Genomic DNA, 21393 nt, shown 5'->3' with positions numbered 1-21393 from the left:
GCCTCGCAATTGATATTTTTCTAACGCCTACTCTCGATCTAGGAGATAGTTTACGTATAGCGCCGAATATAACAAGAACTGTTTAGCTGACCTGCCGGATTTGGAAGTTTATTGGCGCCGCCAAAGGGTTTGATACTCGTCCCGAAAGCTTTCGGGATACCACGAAATTCAAAAGTCGTTTTCAATCAAGGCCTTACAGGCTTACTCTGAGGGAGTTTACGAGAATGCTAACGTTGCGAGCGAAGTTTGATCAATTATTTACCCCAATTTTGAAGTCGGTCTAAGTACAGGTAGCTTTCTACAAATTCCCGATGATGTGCATCGGTCATTTTTTCTAACAGTTCTAAGGCCGAAATATAACTTGCCAAGTTTCCGTTAGAGGATAAAAACTTACCGTCTTCTACAAAAGTGACTAAGCTGTCGTTTTGCACGAGCAGCTCAGGATAGTCTTTTTGTAGTTGTGTTCCGCCGCCAATCCAGGTAACGATCTTATGTCCTTTTGCAATACCCGAAGCACCTATAAGTTGAGCCCCCGCACAATTACTCACGGTGTATTGGGTTTCTTCATTTTTCTGCTTAATGAAATTCACAAGTGCTTCATTATGCACCTGCGCATACATATCATACGCGCTGGGTACAAATAGCGCGGTTAGTTTAGGGCAATTTTCAATAGTATAATCAGGAACGAGATGCAGGCCTTCTTCGGTAGTGATTGGGTTGGTAGTTTCAGCAATGGTAATCACGTTGAAAAGTTGCTCACCTGCTTCTGTAGGCTTTGCAAACACATCTGAAGTTGCGACCACCTCGCTTTGTAAAACGCCATTATACATCAGCAAGCCAATAGTTGGTAATTCAGGATTGAAAGGCTTGAGATGTTTGGTTAGCGTGTCTGTGCTTGTTGTATTTTCTTCTGTAGCGACTTCTGCCTTTTTACTTTGAGTGTTGCAACTTGTTAGGAGAAGGGCAATACTGAGAATGGATAGGATTTTGAGCATAAAATGGAATTGTTTTATTGGGTGTTTTTCTGCGAACCAAAGATCTTTTCAAACGCGTGATATACCGCAATGTGCAAAGCGTCACCGTGATCTTTATCTTCAAGGAATTCATAGAAGATACGCGTCTTTTCATCTTGTTGTTGCTTCAGTTTGGTGTATAGTGCTTTTGCCGTACGTTCCATGACTTCGCCTTCTTTACCACCGGCGATATAAATGGATTTTGAAGAAGTAAAGGAAGGCGTTGGCGCATTCAAAAGCTTCTCATCATCCCACCACAAACTCGGACTCACAATAACATAATTATCAAAAAGCTCCGGTTTCTTAAAGAGGATCTCTGTGGCTAGAAGTCCGCCTAAGGATTGACCAATAAGCGTTTTTTTTTCTGAAGTTTTAAAATTGGCCGCTATAAAGGGCTGTAATTCTTCCTCTAAAAATTGAATAAAATGTGCCGATTTGCCCGAAGTGGGGAATTCCTCTTGATCTAAGCTATTTTGAGAAGGGTAGGTGAAATCTCGTTTTCGGTCTACATTGGCGATGCCTACGACAATCGTTTCCGGAAGCATATTGATCCAAGAGAACGAACCAAACTGAACGATCCCGGCTATATGTATAAAGTCTTCGTCTTTAGAACCGTCGAGTAAATAAATGACCGGATAGGTTTTTAAGCTATCAGCCGAATAATGCTGCGGAAGATACACGTTGAGCACCCGTTCTTCCTTTAAAATTTCAGACTGAATACTTATAGATTTTCCGATAGTAAAATCGGTTTCACTCAGTTTTTTAGGAAGCTTTTGACCAAGAAGGCTAAAGCTACAGAAGAGTAGGAGTACTAGGCTAGCTTTCATTGTGCACTGTTTTAAATAAATCATCTATTCTTCCTCTAAAATTAATTCAAGTTCTCCTTTACCGGAAAGTATAAAATTATTTTCGTCGGTTGTCGTTTGACTCGAAGATGAACTATTGTGGAATGATTTTCCGTCTAGTTCTTTGGGCAAAATAAGCTTTAGCGTCCAATCTGGTTGGGTTTGTGTGACGCGCAGTTTTATGCGGTCGTCAGTTTTAGTATAGAAGACTGAAACAGTATTCTCTCCAATTTTCACGTCTTCCAGAGCGACATCATCCCAATCTTTGGGCATTTGAGGTTTTACCGTTACGGTGTGGTTTGCAGCATCAGGAGCGATACCAAAAAACTGCTGCACGATAGGAATCGCAAAGCCATAAATATTCCAGGCCTGGCTGATCATCCCATAATCTGGCGAGACTTCGTACATACTGCCGGGAAATGCAAAGCTAAATGAGCGGGTCATACGCTTGATGTAATCTAGCGCAGCATCGGGATTCCCGTAGTTGTTTTCGGCAATTGCCTGTACACTTGTGGGCAATGTCATCACGGCTCCTGTGTAACTAAAACTCGAACTGCCTTTAAAGGAGCCATCGTCGCTTCCTGCAGAATCGTCACGGTCAATACCCGTAACAAAAACTCCAAACGGATTTACAAATTGCTCCGCGGTTTTTAATGCTTTTTTTGCTTTTTCGGGTGGAGCGATTCCCATTTCCATAGGTGTATTTACCACCCAATTATGATACAAGACAAAAGGTCGTGCTGCTGAAGGATTATTCTTGATGTAGTCGCGCGTCTCTTTCAATTCTTTAACTGCCCAGGGTTTCTTAAGCGTGTCTGCACGTACGATCGCATCTTCAATAAGGTGTAACGCTTGTGCATCGGTGCCTATAAAATCTGCATACGAGTTGAATGTTTCAGACCAGAATTGTGTGTTTATCTGTTCTTTTAGCACGGCTGCCTTCGCCTTGTAATTTTCCGCAGTTGCGGTATCCTTTAAAACTTCAGCGATCTTAGCAGCATCTACCAGTGCCCGTTGCGTATAGCTTGCTACATCTATCATTTCGCTGTCGAGGCCGTGAATTTCCATCATTCCGTAGCCGTCGGGAAACAAATTTTGATCAGTATCTTTTTCGGTCAGTAGCCAGTGCATACCTTTTTTGATGGAAGGGTAATAGGTTTCTAAAAACTTTTGATCGCCATTCCAGCGATATACTTCCCAAATAAGCGACGCAAACTGTGGAGTTTCGTTAATGTTTCCGGGATTGAATACAGCACCGTTAGTAGAGACTTCGTGTACCATGCGGCCGTTGCCATTAGTAGCTTCAGAAAGGCTATCGAGCAGACGAATGCTTGAATATACAGTTTCGGTCTGACCAATGGCCATAAGTCCTTTTAAGGCATACTCGCTGTCTACCCCAAACCACCATGGATAATCAGGAATCCCCGCCGAAATACCGGTCCCAACCTCCGGCACGCGGCGCACCAGCCAATCGCTATTGTATTTTAACCATTCAAAAGCTTGTGCAATTGATTCATCAGGAATACTGAGTTTTGATTGTGAAGCCAATCGCTCGTAGCGCTCTTTTTTAGCTTGAAATAAGTCGTTTGATTGCCCTAGCATTTTTTTATAGGTTGCTAGTGCCGCAGCTTCCGATTGGTACGAGCCTGCGATGTAATAGGTGAAAACTGTAGTAGAAGCAGCAGGAAGCTGTAGCGTGTGACTCAAGCTGCTTTGTGTTGTAGCATCCTGAGTTGAGGTCTGTGCCGTTGCTGTAGGTTTTACCGAAGATCCAAAAAGTACGTGCCACGGGTTATTTTGATCTTTTACCTTCCATAGCTTATTTTTCTCATCAAAAACAGCTTGGTCTTTACTGTCTATCATTCCCGTACGATCTCCCAGCCAAGTAGGGCGCAGGTCACTTATTCCGGTGAAATCAAGTTGAATCTCTTTGGCGTCACCGGTATTTTTAATAGCCAATTGAATGATGATCCCTTCGGTATCATCGGGTACAAATTGCCAGCGTTGTATGTTGAGGTTTTTTTCAGCCCAAGCGAACTCGTGCATATTGGTAAACGGATAGTTTACAAAGCGATCGGCATTATTGAGTGTTAAGGTATCGTTTTCGTGTAGTACTGCAAGATCAAAGCCATCCATAAGTTTGGTGGGGTGATCCCAAATGCCGCCCATTTCGCCTTTAATATGCCATCCCAGATCAGGAAAAGAGCCATCTTGATATCCTACCATATATACACGATTTCCGGCAGTCACAAAAGGCGAAGCAAGGTAAGCTGTCTTTCCGGCAATAGAAGGGCTCTTTGCAGCAAGAGTTTTAAAAGAGGAGGGAGGTGTTGCGGTTTTGGTACAACCTAAAACCAGCATCAACACAGCAATCAGAATAATACGCATAGGGCTAAGTATCTAAAAATTGTAATTGCTAAATATAGGGATTCTTATACAAGTGACTGTAGTGGTGTGGGGGACGGAAAAATTGTATCTGTAAAAGCGGAGCAGGAATTTTCGCTTCCTTTTTTTTGCTGAAAAACAGACTAACAAACAGCGATACATCGGTTTTAAGAGTTCTGAATTTGATCTAAAACCAAGTTGATCCAAAAAGAAAAACAGCTTAGTCCCGATGCTTCGGGAGGCTTATTTATATTTATAATATTGCGTTTTACATTCTTGTGCAACGGTTACCATTGTTGTGTGCAGTTTTTTATATTCCATTTCTACTTTTCCAATTACTCATTGTTGTCGGATGTTCATTGTCTATTGGATAATTCCGATTTACAAAGTCCAACTGTTTTGGTGTTAGTAAGACGAACATTCCATCATTTCCGCAATTTATGGGATAAAACTGCTCGTCCGAATTTTGTCTTCTCAATTCAGCGTTCAACATTTCTATAAAATTCACATAGGCAATTCCCCAATCCAAGTCGGAAAATTGTCCATCAAATGCGGTGTATTCGATTCCGTTCAATTCAATTGTGTGTTTCCAACTATTTTGGTCTTGTTCGCTTTTTTCGTTTGCAAATTTTAATTCAAGTCCAAGTTTGTCAAAAGTCGGTTTGACTTGGTTCAAATATTCAGTCAATCCGCCAATCTCGAATAGTTCCTCGCAGTCTACCCAATGATAGCGATTGTCCATAAAATTCAGAGTTTCACCACGCATTGGTCCTTGAAAGAAATTCAAGTCCGTATAAGCCTTTTGAAAGTCGTTTTTAACGGTATCCGATTCAGATTCGTTGGTCAGATTGAAATAACCTAATTTTTCCAATTCCGCAACGACTTCTTTTCCGCTTAATTTTTTCTGAATTACTTTCTCTGGGTTTGGGTTTTTGATTTTAGAAACCGCATTGTCCTTTTTGGAATTGCAAGCCCAAAAAGAGGAAAGAATTATGATTAGAAAAATATGTTTCATTGGTTTGGTCAAATTGCACACAACGGTCTTGGCTATGGTTTCATTCCTGATGATTTTCTGTATTGTTCCGCAACGGATTAAAGATGGTAAATTTCACTGCAATGAGCTATACACGTAATTAGCCTTTGTTATTCTAATTCGGTTTAAATATTGCTATTTCATCTCTAAATTCGGTAGTGATAATAGGTTTTACTCTTTTGCCATCTTTAGAAATAAAATAGATATCGGAATTATTATCGATCGTTTTGGTAAAAGAGATCCATTTCCCATCCGGTGACCATCGAGGCCATCGGTTATCATCTTTTCCATTCGTTAAGTTCACCAGATTCAAACCGTCGAATTCCATCATCATGATATCGCATTTACCATTGTCACAATGATGGAAGGTGATTAATTCTCCATTAGGTGAATATTCAGGTAGTGCATTAAATCCGTCTAAATTAGTTAATCTATTAAGTGACAGATCGGATAATTTTATTTCAAAAATTTCCGCAGTACCAGAATGATTTATTGAATCACTTACTTTAGTCTGAATACTAACTACGACCGTTTTTTCATCAGGCGAAAATTTAGCACCAGCTTCATAAAATTCGTTGTTTGTTATGCGTATTTTGGAATTAGTTTCAATATCATATAGATAGAGTTCACCTTTTTTGTGATGTTCACTCGATGAAATTATCATTCGTTCATTGTCCTTTGAAACATCGTTAACAGATTGGATTGTTGAATCATTAATGATAACTTTAATAGACTTATCGGAAATATTTACACTCTTGACCTTTCGTCTAGTTTTTTCATAGCTTGTATAAAAGATTTCCTTACCATCTTTGGACCAAGTTAGGTTGTATTCAGTGATATCAGAATTGGTTAAATTAATTATTTCTTTGTTTTCAGAATTTGTAATACAAATATCCAATGTGTTGTCTCGGTCAGTTACATACGCTAAATCGTAATTTTTACTTTGGCAACCCATTAAAGTCAGTAACATTAAGACTAATAGTATTTTCATAAGAAAGGTTAACGGGTTTGTGTATAGTTTCTTTGTGGAAAACATCTGCGAGTCCCGATAGTGATCGGGATTTTACCATACTTAAAGATAGTAAAGTTGCCCAAATAAAGGGTGAGGATTACCGCAGCAATGAATTATAGCCGGTGTTAGCAAACGTATTTTTTGTCAGAAGCTAAATTCCAATACTACAATTCTTTTATGAAAATAGTCATTAAAATCTGGGCTTAAACTTAAAATTCCGTTTATAAACAATTCGTTTCGTATCATTCCCGCAGCCTCTCTTTTCTCCCAGTATTTTTTAATTAAAGAATCAGAATCTTTTACAGTATAAAGTGCTTGCATATATTTCCCCGTTCCATTTATTTGCAATTCACTTACTGAATCTCTAGTGTAAATCTCATTCCATAATCCACTTTTATGAAATTCCGTATTTGTCTTGTCCGACTGAAATTTAAATTTTTCCGAATCCGTTGTTGAGTCAGAGATTAAGTCAGTCAGATATTGTTGATATCCTTTTTCGGTTGTCAAATTCGGATATATTTTCGTTAAATTTTTTTCAAAGTCAGATACGAGTAAATTCAGAGCATTTGTTTGTCTTTCGCCTAATACTTTTTCGAATTCTGTAATTCGGTTGTTAGTTTGAGTACAACTGATAGTCAAAATCAGAATCAGAATTAAATGAAATTTCTGCATTTCCTTTATATGTTTGCTAACGGTCTCGTATAACCGTCAGTTACGGGATTAAAGTTAATATTTTTCGGTTAAGCACTGACTTTAGCAATTCCGAGTGGATTCGGACGCAGTCGAATCCGCCGTAATTGCGGTTATACATTGTTACCTGCTGGCTTTTATGATTTCAGTTGTTTGGTCTGTTATACTTTTCGTTTGTAATTCTATGCTAAATATGTAAGCTTCCCTTAAAACTGAACTGTTTAGAAGTGTAATAATTCTTAATTTTAAACAGTATGAGACGAAGCAAATTCACACCAACACAGATTGCAAAAATTTTAAAGGAGTTCGACAACGGTAAGAGTGTTGAGGAAATCAGCCGCGAATACGGTGTCAGCACCTCTACCTTTTACAAATGGCGTTCTAAATACGCTGGTATGAGCAGCAAAGAACTTAAGCGTATTAAGGAACTTGAAGCTGAAAACGCCCGTCTAAAACAGATGTATGCCTCTTTAGCACTGGACCATCAAATGGCTAAAGAGATTATTGAAAAAAAGCTCTAAAGCCCTGCCGTAAACGTACCATAGCTAAAGAACTTATCCGCTACGGCATCAGTAGGGCGTGCCGTGTGCTTAATATGAGTAAAAGTGTTTACTATTATAAGCCATTACCCAAGGATGATACTCCTATAGAGAAGGCTCTTAGAGACAAAGCAGAAGAACATTCCGAAGAGGGTTTTTGGAAAGCCTACTGGCGAATTCGTAACGAAGGAAAGCCTTGGAATCATAAGCGGGTACACCGGGTGTATGTATCTTTAGGGCTTCCTTTAAGAAGAAAAGTAAAGAAGCGCCTGCCCGCGCGTATACAGGAGCCTTTGGAGATTCCTGAAGAATTGAATGATACTTGGAGTATTGATTTCGTAAGCGATGTTCTAGAAAACAAGAGACGCTTTAGATCTTTTAATGTTATTGATGATTTTAACCGAGAGGCACTACACATCGAAGTAGACTTTTCTTTGACTAGTAATCGGGTAGTCTGGGTACTCAATCACCTAATCAACCGACGAGGTAAGCCAAACCGGATCAGGATGGACAACGGTCCTGAATTCATAGCAAACCTTACTGCTGAATGGAGTAAAATGCATGAGATTGAATTTAAATACATACAACCAGGCAAACCTACTCAAAATGCTTTTGTAGAACGTTTTAACGGCTCCTATCGTAGAGGTGTCCTCGACAAGTACATCTTTGAAAATATTGATCAGGTAAGGGAGCAAACTCAAATATGGATGGAAGATTACAATAAATATCGTCCCCATGACTCACTGGGCAAAATAGCACCAGTGCAATACGCAAAACTCCATTCTCTTGGGGCTAGCCCCAAGAGAATGAAAAACAATAATTTTAAACCAGTTTTGGAAAATTAAGCAGTTCTAGTCTGGGGAAGCTTACAAATACTTCTAATTCCGTTTTTAAATTCATTTCCATTTCCAGATAGAATTTGGTGAAGAATTGTTTTTCGATATCATAGTATATTTGTCCTTTTCCAATTCCGTCCAATTCCATTTCGTAATCTTTATTTGCCGATTTTATAATATACACTTGGTCAAGGTCAAAATATCCAATTCCGTTTTCTACTTTTTTCAATGTATAAATTGAGTTGATTTCCATTTCAATTGTTACATCTGCAATTGGCATTGACATTGGGTTTTTCTGCTCAAAACTTTCTCCAACTTTAATTTTTCTGTTAGGATATTTGATTTGATTCATCATCGATTCCATTGAAGGAAGTAATGTTCTCTTTTTTTCTTCTTTCATTGTAGAAGAATATATAGAGTCAATTTTAGTCTTTCCGTCAATTGATTTTCCGAAAAATTTGGTTCCACTTGTTAAGGTCGGATTATTTGATTCTAATAATTCTATGTCAATCGGAAATTCGTTCCCTTTTAGTTTTCCAGTTTTAGAAACACTTTTTAAAAGGCTCGTATCTCTTGTTATTGTTGGGTTTTCAACTCCGTTTTTTTTAAAATTTTGAAGTATTTCGTCTGATGCAATATATTTTACATTGTTTTCCGAAATCTGTTTTTGGGTCAACGTGTAATTGTAGTTTGGTAAGTAACCAACTTTAAAATCAATTTCCTCTTGACTTTTACAAGAAGTAATTGAGATTGTCAATAAAATAAGTAGGATTGTTTTCTTCATTCGGTTTTTTCAGCTTGCAGGTAACGGTCTTGGCTATGGTTTCGTTGCGGAAAACGTCCGCAGGACTTTTCCGCCAGACCTAAAGATAGTAAAGTTGCCCAAATGAATTGTGAGGAATACCGCAGCAATGAACCATAGCCGGTGTTGGCAACTGGCTTTATTCTTCAATTATTTCATCTAAGAATGTTATTAAATCAATTTTAGCTGAATTAGAATTACCAACTTCATCTAAAAAGAATTTAAAATAATTAGCCCGATTATTATTGCGGTACTCTCCTAAATAACTGTCGCAAAGACAAATTTGATCTTCCTCAGTTGATTTTACAGTTTTTAGCAATAACTTATCATTTGTAAACTTTAGAATTTGTTGTCTACTCAAATTTAGATTTTGTTTTGTTCTAAATTTCTGAAGTTCAGGATCGTCGCTGTATTCGTCAAGTAAATATGTATATCGAATAGAATTCCATTTTTTTCCATTCCTTTTTATTTCTATTAATTCCTCGAATATTGCCCCTCCTTCTGGAAATCTCCAAATTCTTAAAATCTCATCTGGTTCGTAAAAGTCAGATATTCCAATTTTTTTCAGGTCAGAAGGAATTAATTTTGGTGTTTCCTCTTGGACTGAAAAAGAAAAAATTAAAATAAATATGATTACGTATTTCATTTTTAGCTTGTTGCCAACGGTCTCGTATAACCGTCAGTTACGGGTTTATATGCGTTAATTTTCGGTTTAGCACTGACGTTAGCAATTCCGATTGGATTCGGACGTAGTCGAATCCGCCGTAATTGCGGTTATACATTGTTACCTGCTGGCTTTTTTCACTTTCTGCCATTCAGATTTTAATTCCGACTCTACTTTTTCTATGTCTTCAGTTGAAGTCATACAACAAAATCCATTTACTAATTTCCAAGCCCGATATTTGTATTTAACTCCATTTAGTTCAATTTCCGATTCCGTTAAGTCAGTAAATTTTCGGTCAGTGTTTTCTGAGCCTAAATAAATTCCAGAGTCGAATTTCATTTTAGTTCTTGGTAAATTTTCATCAAACTCTGACGATGTATATAAAATCCCATTATTAGGAATTTTGATTGTTTTATTCCAATCTAGTTTAGAAATTTCTAAATCTTTTCCATTTTCTACTCCGTAAATTATTGAAACATATTGTTTATCAAAGTCCGATTCAATCTCGAGTGTTTTTATTCTTTCGCCATATTGATAAATTCCGATTCCGATGACAATAAGCAGAATCTCAATTCCAAATATTTTCTTTCGAGTTTTGAGCCACCTTTTTAGTCCGACATCTACAAACCAAATAACCAAAGCTATAGGAATGACAATCAAAGAAAAAATAAATCCCCAACCGGTTTCATCGGCAAACATCACATAAATTGTAAGCTTCCCCAGACTAGAACTGCTTAATTTTCCAAAACTGGTTTAAAATTATTGTTTTTCATTCTCTTGGGGCTAGCCCCAAGAGAATGGAGTTTTGCGTATTGCACTGGTGCTATTTTGCCCAGTGAGTCATGGGGACGATATTTATTGTAATCTTCCATCCATATTTGAGTTTGCTCCCTTACCTGATCAATATTTTCAAAGATGTACTTGTCGAGGACACCTCTACGATAGGAGCCGTTAAAACGTTCTACAAAAGCATTTTGAGTAGGTTTGCCTGGTTGTATGTATTTAAATTCAATCTCATGCATTTTACTCCATTCAGCAGTAAGGTTTGCTATGAATTCAGGACCGTTGTCCATCCTGATCCGGTTTGGCTTACCTCGTCGGTTGATTAGGTGATTGAGTACCCAGACTACCCGATTACTAGTCAAAGAAAAGTCTACTTCGATGTGTAGTGCCTCTCGGTTAAAATCATCAATAACATTAAAAGATCTAAAGCGTCTCTTGTTTTCTAGAACATCGCTTACGAAATCAATACTCCAAGTATCATTCAATTCTTCAGGAATCTCCAAAGGCTCCTGTATACGCGCGGGCAGGCGCTTCTTTACTTTTCTTCTTAAAGGAAGCCCTAAAGATACATACACCCGGTGTACCCGCTTATGATTCCAAGGCTTTCCTTCGTTACGAATTCGCCAGTAGGCTTTCCAAAAACCCTCTTCGGAATGTTCTTCTGCTTTGTCTCTAAGAGCCTTCTCTATAGGAGTATCATCCTTGGGTAATGGCTTATAATAGTAAACACTTTTACTCATATTAAGCACACGGCACGCCCTACTGATGCCGTAGCGGATAAGTTCTTTAGCTATGGTACGTTTACGGCAGGGCTTTAGAGCTTTTTTTCAATAATCTCTTTAGCCATTTGATGGTCCAGTGCTAAAGAGGCATACATCTGTTTTAGACGGGCGTTTTCAGCTTCAAGTTCCTTAATACGCTTAAGTTCTTTGCTGCTCATACCAGCGTATTTAGAACGCCATTTGTAAAAGGTAGAGGTGCTGACACCGTATTCGCGGCTGATTTCCTCAACACTCTTACCGTTGTCGAACTCCTTTAAAATTTTTGCAATCTGTGTTGGTGTGAATTTGCTTCGTCTCATACTGTTTAAAATTAAGAATTATTACACTTCTAAACAGTTCAGTTTTAAGGGAAGCTTACAATGCAATAAATTCCAATTGCAATTGCCAAAATAGAAAATGGTGTAATTCGTTTATTCATTTATTGTTTTTAGCACAATTTTGTTAAGCTTGCAGGTAACGGTCTTGGCTATGGTTTCGTTGCGGAAAACGTCCGCAGGACTTTTCCGTCAGACTTAAAGATAGTAAAGTTGCCCAAATAAAGGGTGAAGATTACCACAGCAATGAACTATAGCCGATGTTGTAATGCGTTTTTATTTATTAGTTCTTTTGTTTTCAACCTTTTCTTCAGGTGTTTCTTTTTTCCAAGTTATGTTATAATTTCTGTCAGTTTTATAATTCGTCCAACTTTCAATTCCGTCTTTCTCAAAATATAATCGTGTATGTAATTCATAACTTTTTGCGCTTAAAAATGTCAGTCCGTTTTCTTCGCAATATTTTTTTCCAGCTTGTTTGTTTCTATACTTTATCAAATAATCCCAAGAGCGAAAAAATATAAAACCACCAATAAGTATTGTCAAAATGATTATTCCAATGATTTTCATTCAGCGAGTCTTATTTGGAATTCAGTCATTTTTCCGTTTGCAATATCTTTTAAGTCATTGAGTGATTTCTGAAACCAATATTCCGTTTTGTTCTTGTCATAATAGCTGAAACAAAATTCCATTTCAGTCGCATCAAATCCGCCACAAAAGTTGTCAGTTTGAAATTCATCACAGCTTTCAATTTCACTCCATTCAGTTAATGTTAAATTCCGATTTAGAAGGTCTTTGAAAATATCTAATAGTTCATTGTTAACTATTAATTTCATTGTCGATTGCGGTTTTTCTTAAATGCAAGGTAACGGTCTCGGCTATGAGTAGTTGCGTGGTTTAGCAGTTAACTTTGCAAGTACACACCAAACTGAAAATCCGCGAGGATTTTCAGAAGTAGGCGAGAACAAGCAATTACTTATAGCCATTGTTGTCAACAGTTATTTTCAGTAATTGAATATGCTGTGTATTTGTCATAAGCCATTAAGTCAAAAACTTTTGATTGTCCAGTTTTCAGCCATTTTTTATAAATCAGCTTTCCATTCATATACACATATAATTCGTTGTCCTTTGATTCTTTGGTAAAAATCATTATTGTCGATTAAATTTTATTTGTTCCACGATATATTTTTCAATCAACTCTTTGTCCTCTTTATTCTTTAAAATCAAAAGTTCATTACTTTTATGAGTCCGATAATTCATTAAGAATTTAGTTTTTCCACTTCGAGTCAATTCCGAGTATTCAAATCGGTTTGGATTAAAGTTTTCGCTTATCAATTCCGTTTTTTGAGTTCGGTCAAGAAATTTTTTCAGTCGGATTATTTTTCCGCTTTTCTCGTCTATTTTTAATTCCGAGTAGTAAATCCAAGAGGCAAATCGATAAATTGTGTATCCGATTAAAGTCAAAAAAGCAACAAAAATTCCAATTCCAATTCCGAGAAACCAAATCAGAAATATGAACGAAGTAGAAGTCCAGAGTAACAGTTCTTTCCAGTTAAATGGAATTCTGTCACTCAGTGTGTGGATAGTTCCATTTTTAGAAGTTCTGAAGTAGTCTTCGTTCTCGTTCATAATTGTTTACAACGGTCTCGGCTATGAACAGTTGCGTGGTTTGGTCACTAATTTAGCAAACATTAACAAACCAGAGGAAAATCCGCAGGATTTTCCGAGTACTGACCGACCAAGCAATTGTTTATAGCCAATGTTCCCACCAGTTATTTTATTCCGATGATTTTTGCAATCGGTTCGTTAATATAATCAAATTCAAGTTTTTTCATTCGGTGAATTGGACTGTCAAATCCAACAATATTGTTTCCACTAAATGACCTTAAATCCAAAACTCGAAATTTCTTTTTGTATTTAGTCAGAGTTTGGTTTTTCAAGTCCACAATTCCGATTCTCTGAAACGTTCCGCCAAAAAATGACCTATCCCAAATCGGTATTGCAACTTTTTGTCCGTTTCGTGTCCAAATTGCTGGTCCACCACAATTTTCGGAAATCAGAAGTTTTTTATTGTCTTGAATTCTGACTTTACATTTTCCACTCAATGGCGCTCCCATTCCGACTTCGTTAAGATTGGAATATTCCAACGTAGCGTTATTTTCATCTTCTTGTCCGTTTGGGTTTTCATTCGGAAAATCCCAAGCATTTGGATATTTCAGAGAATCCGTTGAGAATCCAGCTATTCTGCCTATTGAAAGTTCGTCAAATTTTAATGCTTGAAGTATTATTCGAGCTTTGTATTTGTCCGTTTTTTTGGCTTTGTCAAATTCATCCATTAAACCACTTTCCCAAAGACGTTCATTTCCGGTCATTCCTTGAATTCCAACAACGTTATTCGCTTTTTCGTAAATTTCTTTCGTGGTCATTTCTCTAATTGGTGGCAACGGTCTCGGCTATGAGTAGTTGCGTGGTTTAGCACTGAACTTTGCAAGTACACACCAAACTGAAAATCCGCGAGGATTTTCAGAAGTAGGCGAGAACAAGCAATTACTTATAGCCATTGTTGTACAACGCTTTTTTATTCTAAATAGGTTTCTATTTTTTTCATTTCAGTTATTATCCGGTGATTTTTCGGCAAACACTCAATCAATTCAGATGGTACAACTCGGTCAATTTCTGGTAGTTTTTTATACCATTCCAAAACTTCCTCAAAGTGTTGCTCTCCTATATATTTATTCTCAAGTTTATATTGGCAATATCCAATTTGTTCAATCAGTTTTGTATATCTCCAAACTTGAAATTTCTTTAACTTTTCACGGTCAACTTTGTTATAATTTTCTAAAGCCAATTTCAATTGATTCAAGTCGTGATAACAATGAGCTAAATATAATTGTGCTAAAAAATTATCTTTATCTAATTCAATTGCTTTTTGAAAATTTCCAATTGAGGTTTCAATATTTTCTTTCCAGTCATCAGATTCATAATCTACAAGTCCGAGCAAATGATAACAATTAGAATCCATTTCAGAATATTCAGCTAGCATTGTTTTGATTTCAGTGCGTAAAATGTCCTTTTCAGTTTTGTTTTCAAGTAAACTGAATTCATCGTATTTCTCAAATATTTTCGCTCTTAAACTCAATGTTTTCAAATGCAGTGCAACGGTCTAGTATATGGAAAGTAGCGGATTTTTAGCACTGACTTTTCGGTTTTACAATGACCTCTGATTTATTAATTTTATTTTGTTTAAGCACTTAAACCGCTATTTTTTATATACATTGTTGGCAATAGTGTTTATTTTTTCAACCTAGTATTAAAAATTTTCCAATGATTTTTAAGTTGTTTTTTTATTGAATTATTTTCTATGTTATTTATTGATTTATTTACATAGGTTAAATAGTTTCCATAATTGTAGAATTTCAAAACTTTAAATTTTGATTTGTCTTTCTTATCTCTAATGCGTTTTCTTTTTCTATGGGAACCAATAACTGTAAATTTTTCAAACAACCTTGATTTGAATAATTTGCCCTTATTTGCTTTGTTTCTTGTATGTTTTGCATAATATTTACTTCTATTTATAGACTTTTTCATCTTTCTATAATATGAAGAAATACTACTATTTTTTAGTAAAACATTTTCTCCGTCAAACTGAAATCCCAAGTACTCAAGGTTTCTATTTATTGTGCAGTGTGTTTTAAATTCTTGATAGCAAGAAAGTCTGTTTTTTTGTTTTACAAAATGAAAAATTTGTGTTTTATGAGGTTGGATTTCTAAATCACATAGTTTTTTAATATTTGATTCAAATTCATAAACGACACGTTGGATTTGTTTTAAATCACAAACCACAATCATATCATCAGAATAGCGTCTATATATTCCACCTGATTTAGATAATAATTCGTTCATTTTTTTGTCAAACTCGAACATATAGATATTTGCAAGAACTGAGCTAATTGGTGAACCTTGCGGAATTCCTACTGTGCGTTTATTACCTTTTTTATCGAGTTTATTAGCATTTATTAAGCCTTTTTTTCTAATTAATTTTAAATCCTTTGAGTCAACTGTATATGAAACGACTCTCTTTTCTTTCAAATACTTGATTTTATCTACTTTCTTCTTTTTTAATATCTTATCTTTTTTGTAACTGTCGACATATCTTTCAACCACTATTCTGTCCTTGAAAAGATTAAATAGTTCATCTTCTTTGATAAATGAAAATTTTGTAATGTTCTTAAATACTTGATAATGGTCTTTCGGAAGTGGTTCATTAATTACATATGCCCAAGAATCTTTTAATTTTTTATGGTTTAAATTGTCGAAAAAACCTTTGATATCGAACGCAATTACGACTTGATTCTTTTTTGTTTCTGACCTTTTTTTTATCAAGCTAAAAACCTCATTTGCAAAGTCAATATTACATTTTCCCGATTTTGATTTGTCTTTTTTTATTTTTCTATAAGCCGTAACAACCTTAGCAATGTTATGCTTAGTAATTAGCTTATTATATTTTTTTGAAAGTAACTCAGAGTAGTAAGAATAAATTTGTGAATCCAAATGACTAGCAAAACAGATTTCTCTTGGTTTTAAATCTTTTTTTCTCTTTTTTGAGATTAGAATACCATCTTCATATTGTTTGCGAAATTTCCTTTTAGTTTGAACTCTTTTAATGAAAGGTTTGAATGAATGTTTCTCTACATTTTCAGAATTTGAAACATACTTTTTTATTCTCGAATAATCCTCACGTGATATTTGAGAGCCAATATGCGGATATCGTTTTATTTTAAACCATTTTTTCATAAATAAGTATGAGTTAAGGACGAGCGGGAAACACCTAGTAAAATGTATAATCTCAAACCAATAACCTTTTCGGTTATCTTCCCTCACGCTAGGCGTGTAATAATAATTGTATATTTAACTTATAGATATAAATCCTTGGTCAATATGACAACATTAACTAGAATACTGACAGCAATCTTTATCAGATTAGTGTCTTCTCTAGGTGCAGGAATAGAAATTAATCTAATCACTTGCATCTTTGGAATTCTAGGGCCTTTTCTCCTAATTGAGAAAGCAGTTTGCTCAAAACATACATTTAAGTTACTCGTCCAAAACTCATAATTTTCTTTGTTTTACATTATTGCCAACTCGTTATATCAGGATAAATATACCTATTATCCCTTTATAATTTTCGGGATAACAGGAACTTTTGTTCCTGTTTATCCAGTTTAAATTTGGCGATTACCGAGTCCAATGGACTTTTAATAGCGCTTAGATCTTTTTGCGTTACATGGGTGTAGATCATCGTGGTTTCAGGTTTTGGATGGCCTAAAAGCTCTTGTATATGCCGTATGCCTACGCCTTGTTCAAGTAAATGCGTGGCATAGCTGTGCCGCAGTATGTGTGGCGTAATGCGTTGCGCAATCCCTGCTTTTTGAGCATATACCACTAGAAATTTTCGCACACTGCTCGCACTATACGCTTTTCCGTTAGGCCCCTCTATAAAATACCGCTGCGGCTTGTAGGTGTTTAGATAATTAAACAAAAGTGGCTTCAAATAAGCCGACAGTTGTGCATAGCGGTCTTTTCTGCCTTTGGCATTTCGTATAAAGAGTTGATTTCGGTCTGGGTCCAGATCTTTCAGCTCTAAGTTTAAAAGTTCGCTTATGCGCAAACCACTACCATAAAGCATGCAAATAATCGTACGGTGCTTGAGATTCTTTGCTGCCTGAACCAGTGAAAGAAATTGCTCCTGCGAGATGACCTCCGGTAATTTTTTAGACTTTTTGGGTCGCGTTAGGCGCAATGCTGCAATTTGCGTATGCGGAAAATAGGTAGTAAAAAGTTTGAGTGCACTTATAAATTGGCGCTGACTGCTAACGCTATACTTACGCTGAATAAACACCTGCTCGATAAAAAGTTCAACATGGCGGTTGGTATAGTCTTCAATGGCGATCTTATGCTGAAATTTCACAAATTCTGAAACGAAAAAGAGATAGTTTTAATCGTGCTTTCGCTGTAGCGTTTTCCTCTCAAATACTGGTAGTACCCATTTAAAACCGAACGTTGCGTTGCTGTAAGCGGTTGTGTTTCTTTATTAGAAGATTGCCGCGCCTCATAACTGGAAGTATCTATTGTACATAACGCTGCTAAAACAGAATAGATGCGCTTCAGATTTTCTGGGGTATCTAAAACATACCATACGCGATGGGTTTGACTCCATTGTGCTTGGAGTTCATATTTGATGACTGCTTTGAGCCCATCATGATAGGCAAACTGTAAACCTATGTGGTTCACATTGCGATGGCGCAGATTCAAAAGCTTTATGATAGGTTTCATACTACTAAAATACATTTTTCTTTAACGCATAATCTTAAATTATTGATTTTGCGTGAGATAGTTGTTTCTAGTTAGGTGGCGTGATTCTAAAACAGCAACATCAACGTGCATCTTCAACCAGTGTTTAACCATAGTTTAACCGTTGTTTTAGCGTTAAACCCCAGTGTTTATGGGCAAACAATGCTTAATTAACGGTCATTCTATGCTTAAGGAGCGAACAAAATCAATTGAAAACTAGGTTATTAGTGCCACTATTTTTATTTTAGAGTGCTGAAAATCAATAAATTAATTATGTTATGGGATTGATGGTAGATACTAATAAAGGAATGTTGACAGGGCTTGTGGGTTCGGTAGTGTTTGTAAAAGGTAAGAATGGGGAAGCTATCGTGCGCAGCAGGCCCATGCGTAATACGATCAAACCAACACCCAAAAAGCAACAAAGCTGTGACCGGTTTGCGGTGGTGGGTGCGTTTATAAAACCCATGTATCCCTTTTTAAAAGTGAGTTTTACAGATTGGCTTGAAAAGCAAACCGCTCGGGATGCCGTGCGCAGTTATACCCTTAAAAATGCGGTGAAACAAGAGCAGGGCAAGCCGGTGATCGACTATCCTAAATTCCTGATCAGTACCGGGAAGCGAAGAGCCTACCATCCTATACAACAGCGACGGGTAGAAACCGAATTATTTCTAGAATGGCAGCCCGATAGTACCCAAGCCTTCGCTCAGTCTGACGACCTGCTTAACGTTGTGGGCTATGCGCCGCAAACCAGCGAGTATGTGTTTTTTGAAGCTTGTGCCACACGCGCTGCCGCACAGGTACAATTAGAGCTTCCGGAAGCGCTCGCAGATGCACCGGTGCACCTCTGGGCAACCTTCAGTACTTTTAGCGGGGATAGCTATGCCTATAGCACTTATTTGGGTTTGCTCTAAGGATTTAAGAAACTACGACTTAACTTGTATGCGCTTAAGTAATTGCTAGATATACACTTTACGAGCAGCAAGATCCTCTAACGAGGCTTCATACGTCTGCGCTTTACCTAGGTTCTGGGTCGGGGGTTATAGCCTAAACGTGCCGCGGTGCGTTGATTCACGATATAGCTTGTTTAGCGTAGTGTATGTAGTTGTTCTTATTCCACATAGCTTGCTAAAAAATATAAAAGCGGTTTGAGTGAGTACTCAAACCGCTGGTTGATAGTTGCACTGTAATGCGTGTTTTTATGTATTTACAGTTAACTCATGTATTTGTCTAAGAAAGCAAGTACTTTTTCCGGGTGTCTTCCAAAATAGTTATAACCATCTTTAAAGCGTAAGGGTGTATTTTCAATCCAATGGATTTCTTTTTCCTTACTTCCTAAAAGGTCAAAAGTCTTTTGACCATCTTCAGGGTTTTTAGTCCAGGCATCATCTTTCACCTGAATCATAAACACAGGCATTTTAACATTGGGTGCAGCTGTATGTGGAGTCATTTCGTCCATTAGCCATCCGCCCATTTTCATGAGTTCAAAATCAACTAGGTCTAGATATTGACTAACGCCTTGTAATTCTGAAAACGCTTCATAAATAGCCCGCATAGAAACAACCATTGGGCTTACCATACAAGTCACATTTTCAAATAATTCTGGTCTGCGGCTAATAGCTTCATATTGTGAGTTACCACCCATACATTGGCTATAAAGCGCTACTTTCATTTTGCTTAATCTTGGATGATTGTCCACATAGGTTTTAACCCCGGCACAATCGCGCCATTCTAATTGTCCTATACCGCTTACCCCATTATTAGAAGCGCCACTTCTTCCGTGGTTTCTTATGTCATAAGCTAATACATTGTAACCCGCATCAGTTAAATGTTTCATTTGAATTACAAAATCAATTTCAACATTGTCATACCCGCTAAAAGGCAATCCAAAATGGCCTTGAAAGCCGGAGCGACACATAGGTAATGCGTGATTAAAAATAACCAGTTTGTTACTTTCGCCACCTTTTGCAGGAATGTACCAGCCGTCTAGAGGCACACCATCTATACCGTGAAGAAATACATCTTCCCACTGAGTCATTCCATAATCATCTGGAGTTTTGTGTAAAACGCTTCTAAAAGGTTTACAAACATTGGCTAAGCCTAGCACTTTTTCATAATCTGATTCAGATATTTCATTCAATTGCTTAACAGCATTCTCAATACGTTCTTTAGACATTCTTGACGTATGCGTAGCTGCTCTTTCGGCTCCTTTAAGATTCACTTGATTTTCCATAGTAGTAGATTTTAATTATTACTATAGCAAAATTAGAAGGTGGCCCGTGCTCCTTACTAAAACAGATTACTTAAAGACTGAAACAAATTACTGATTGCGATAAACACTAGGGGTAACACCAACTTCTTTCTTAAAGAATCTCGAGAAATAGGTGGGGTAATCGTATCCTAAACTATACGCAATTTGGCTTATTGGGAGTGAAGTCTCCCTTAATTTTAATTTGGCAAGTTTAATCACGTAATGTTGAATATGGCTTTGAGCAGATTCTCCGGTGAAGTGTTTTATGACATCCCCGAAGTAGTTGGATGAGAGATTAGATCGCTGGGCAAAATAACCTACAGATGGAAGCTCCTTAATGGTATCACCGCTGCTAAAAAAGTCTTCCAGGTTCTTGCGAAAATCAGTCACAACTTGATTGTAAAGTAAACTTCGGGTATCAAACTGGCGCTTATAATATTTTTCTATATAGGTCAATATTAGATTTGCATAAGAAGTAACTATAGCCTTCGAAAATTGGGTCGACTGATATTCAGCATAAGCCTTGGTAAAAAGATCTAATAAGATTTGTTTTTCATCATCCTTTATAAATAAGGCTTCGTGATCATTATAATGCATAAAGCTATACCGCTTCGCATAGGTGTCAAAAAAATCAGCGCTAATGAGGAGATTATAGCCTGTCATAGGTTTATCAAGATCCCAGGCAATGTGGTTGTTCGGGGCATCAAAATAAAGAAGTGATTCGGTGTGGTCAAAATCGGTTTGACCATAATCAACGGTATTGTCAAAATCTAATTTTAAAGCTAACAGATAGAAATCAATGACTACCGGTTCTGATTTTAAAGGAATTTTACTCTTATCATCATAAAGAATCATCAAGAGATCATCATCTTTGGAATCGGTGATATTTAAGTACTTCGCAAAATCTGGTATGTTGAATTTTTGACTCAAAGGATATGTGATTCTTAGATTAGCTTGATGTATGCTCTAAAGATAGGAAAAGCATAGACAACTTAATTTTAGAAGAGCTTTTTAAACCAAAAATGTAGCGTTGGGAATTCTTCTGAATTATTGATGGAATGCTTACGCGCTAACTACTACCATACAACAATGATCTGGG

At 36.8% G+C, this 21393-nt stretch carries 22 protein-coding genes; 2 read left to right on the top strand and 20 right to left on the bottom strand.

Annotation, left to right across the window (positions count from 1 at the left end; genetic code table 11):
* Positions 1-254 precede the first annotated feature (254 nt).
* The 6 genes from LDL79_RS04185 to LDL79_RS04160 form a co-directional block, all read right to left on the bottom strand.
* Positions 255-995, bottom strand: a complete 741-nt coding sequence (locus LDL79_RS04185) for a DJ-1/PfpI family protein (RefSeq protein ID WP_167597983.1) — start codon at positions 993-995, stop codon at positions 255-257.
* Positions 996-1009: 14 nt separating this feature from the next.
* Positions 1010-1840 (bottom strand): alpha/beta hydrolase, encoded by an 831-nt coding sequence (locus LDL79_RS04180; RefSeq protein WP_225599287.1) that lies wholly within the window; start codon positions 1838-1840, stop codon positions 1010-1012.
* A 24-nt stretch (positions 1841-1864) separates the two neighbouring features.
* A complete protein-coding gene (locus LDL79_RS04175; RefSeq protein ID WP_225599286.1) occupies positions 1865-4246 on the bottom strand; it encodes an alpha-L-rhamnosidase-related protein in 2382 nt (793 codons plus the stop codon).
* A 307-nt stretch (positions 4247-4553) separates the two neighbouring features.
* On the bottom strand, positions 4554-5258 hold the full coding sequence (locus tag LDL79_RS04170; protein ID WP_225599285.1) for a hypothetical protein: 705 nt from the start codon (positions 5256-5258) through the stop codon (positions 4554-4556).
* Positions 5259-5391: 133 nt separating this feature from the next.
* Entirely contained in the window at positions 5392-6267 is an 876-nt protein-coding gene (locus LDL79_RS04165) for a hypothetical protein (protein WP_225599284.1), read from the bottom strand.
* 165 nt (positions 6268-6432) lie between these two features.
* Positions 6433-6960, bottom strand: coding sequence for a hypothetical protein (locus LDL79_RS04160; RefSeq protein ID WP_225599283.1), 528 nt, complete (start codon positions 6958-6960; stop codon positions 6433-6435).
* Between the two features lie 272 nt (positions 6961-7232).
* Between LDL79_RS04160 and LDL79_RS04155 the strand changes: the two genes are divergently transcribed.
* A protein-coding gene (locus tag LDL79_RS04155; protein WP_225598077.1) for an IS3-like element ISLbl2 family transposase occupies positions 7233-8362 on the top strand; the annotation gives its coding sequence in 2 pieces (ribosomal slippage) (positions 7233-7494 and positions 7494-8362; 1131 coding nt in all).
* On the opposite strand, the gene LDL79_RS04150 is transcribed toward LDL79_RS04155, so the two are convergent.
* The 12 genes from LDL79_RS04150 to LDL79_RS04095 form a co-directional block, all read right to left on the bottom strand.
* A complete protein-coding gene (locus LDL79_RS04150; protein WP_225599282.1) occupies positions 8340-9137 on the bottom strand; it encodes a hypothetical protein in 798 nt (265 codons plus the stop codon). The genes LDL79_RS04155 and LDL79_RS04150 overlap by 23 nt on opposite strands.
* Before the next feature lie 157 nt (positions 9138-9294).
* The gene (locus tag LDL79_RS04145; RefSeq protein WP_225599281.1) at positions 9295-9801 is read right to left on the bottom strand and encodes a hypothetical protein; all 507 of its coding nucleotides are present in this window, start codon (positions 9799-9801) and stop codon (positions 9295-9297) included.
* Positions 9802-9939: 138 nt separating this feature from the next.
* Complete coding sequence (locus tag LDL79_RS04140) at positions 9940-10518, bottom strand: hypothetical protein (RefSeq protein ID WP_225599280.1); 579 nt, start codon at positions 10516-10518, stop codon at positions 9940-9942.
* Between the two features lie 35 nt (positions 10519-10553).
* Positions 10554-11683 (bottom strand): IS3-like element ISLbl2 family transposase gene (locus LDL79_RS04135; protein ID WP_225598077.1). Its coding sequence is split into 2 segments (ribosomal slippage): positions 10554-11422 and positions 11422-11683, totalling 1131 coding nucleotides; the frame shifts between segments, so codons are not numbered across the junction.
* 291 nt (positions 11684-11974) lie between these two features.
* Positions 11975-12265 carry a hypothetical protein gene (locus LDL79_RS04130; RefSeq protein WP_225599279.1) on the bottom strand — a complete coding sequence of 97 codons (291 nt, stop codon included), beginning with the start codon at positions 12263-12265 and terminating at the stop codon, positions 11975-11977.
* Positions 12262-12531 (bottom strand): hypothetical protein, encoded by a 270-nt coding sequence (locus LDL79_RS04125; protein ID WP_225599278.1) that lies wholly within the window; start codon positions 12529-12531, stop codon positions 12262-12264. Before LDL79_RS04125 ends, LDL79_RS04130 begins: the two co-directional genes overlap by 4 nt.
* A 313-nt stretch (positions 12532-12844) precedes the next feature.
* Positions 12845-13324 (bottom strand): hypothetical protein, encoded by a 480-nt coding sequence (locus tag LDL79_RS04120; RefSeq protein ID WP_225599276.1) that lies wholly within the window; start codon positions 13322-13324, stop codon positions 12845-12847.
* 143 nt (positions 13325-13467) lie between these two features.
* Complete coding sequence (locus tag LDL79_RS04115) at positions 13468-14121, bottom strand: hypothetical protein (protein ID WP_225599275.1); 654 nt, start codon at positions 14119-14121, stop codon at positions 13468-13470.
* Between the two features lie 152 nt (positions 14122-14273).
* Entirely contained in the window at positions 14274-14843 is a 570-nt protein-coding gene (locus LDL79_RS04110; RefSeq protein ID WP_225599274.1) for a tetratricopeptide repeat protein, read from the bottom strand.
* Between the two features lie 143 nt (positions 14844-14986).
* A complete protein-coding gene (locus LDL79_RS04105; protein WP_225599273.1) occupies positions 14987-16489 on the bottom strand; it encodes a reverse transcriptase domain-containing protein in 1503 nt (500 codons plus the stop codon).
* A 382-nt stretch (positions 16490-16871) separates the two neighbouring features.
* Positions 16872-17663, bottom strand: coding sequence for a tyrosine-type recombinase/integrase (locus tag LDL79_RS04100; protein WP_225599272.1), 792 nt, complete (start codon positions 17661-17663; stop codon positions 16872-16874).
* Entirely contained in the window at positions 17660-18028 is a 369-nt protein-coding gene (locus LDL79_RS04095; protein ID WP_225599271.1) for a hypothetical protein, read from the bottom strand. Before LDL79_RS04095 ends, LDL79_RS04100 begins: the two co-directional genes overlap by 4 nt.
* Positions 18029-18324: 296 nt before the next feature.
* Here LDL79_RS04095 and LDL79_RS04090 point away from each other — a divergent pair, with 296 nt between their 5' ends.
* A complete protein-coding gene (locus tag LDL79_RS04090) occupies positions 18325-18957 on the top strand; it encodes a DUF6266 family protein (RefSeq protein WP_225599270.1) in 633 nt (210 codons plus the stop codon).
* Between the two features lie 299 nt (positions 18958-19256).
* Here LDL79_RS04090 and LDL79_RS04085 read toward each other — a convergent pair whose 3' ends face one another.
* The gene (locus LDL79_RS04085) at positions 19257-20276 is read right to left on the bottom strand and encodes an alpha/beta hydrolase family protein (RefSeq protein ID WP_225599269.1); all 1020 of its coding nucleotides are present in this window, start codon (positions 20274-20276) and stop codon (positions 19257-19259) included.
* An 87-nt stretch (positions 20277-20363) separates the two neighbouring features.
* Positions 20364-21224 carry a helix-turn-helix domain-containing protein gene (locus LDL79_RS04080; RefSeq protein ID WP_225599268.1) on the bottom strand — a complete coding sequence of 287 codons (861 nt, stop codon included), beginning with the start codon at positions 21222-21224 and terminating at the stop codon, positions 20364-20366.
* Positions 21225-21393: the final 169 nt, after the last annotated feature.

It is taken from the genome of Leeuwenhoekiella palythoae (assembly GCF_020310025.1).
Lineage (GTDB): Bacteria > Bacteroidota > Bacteroidia > Flavobacteriales > Flavobacteriaceae > Leeuwenhoekiella > Leeuwenhoekiella palythoae.
Note: the sequence above shows the minus strand (reverse complement) of the source record. Positions and strands in the feature narration are given on the sequence as shown.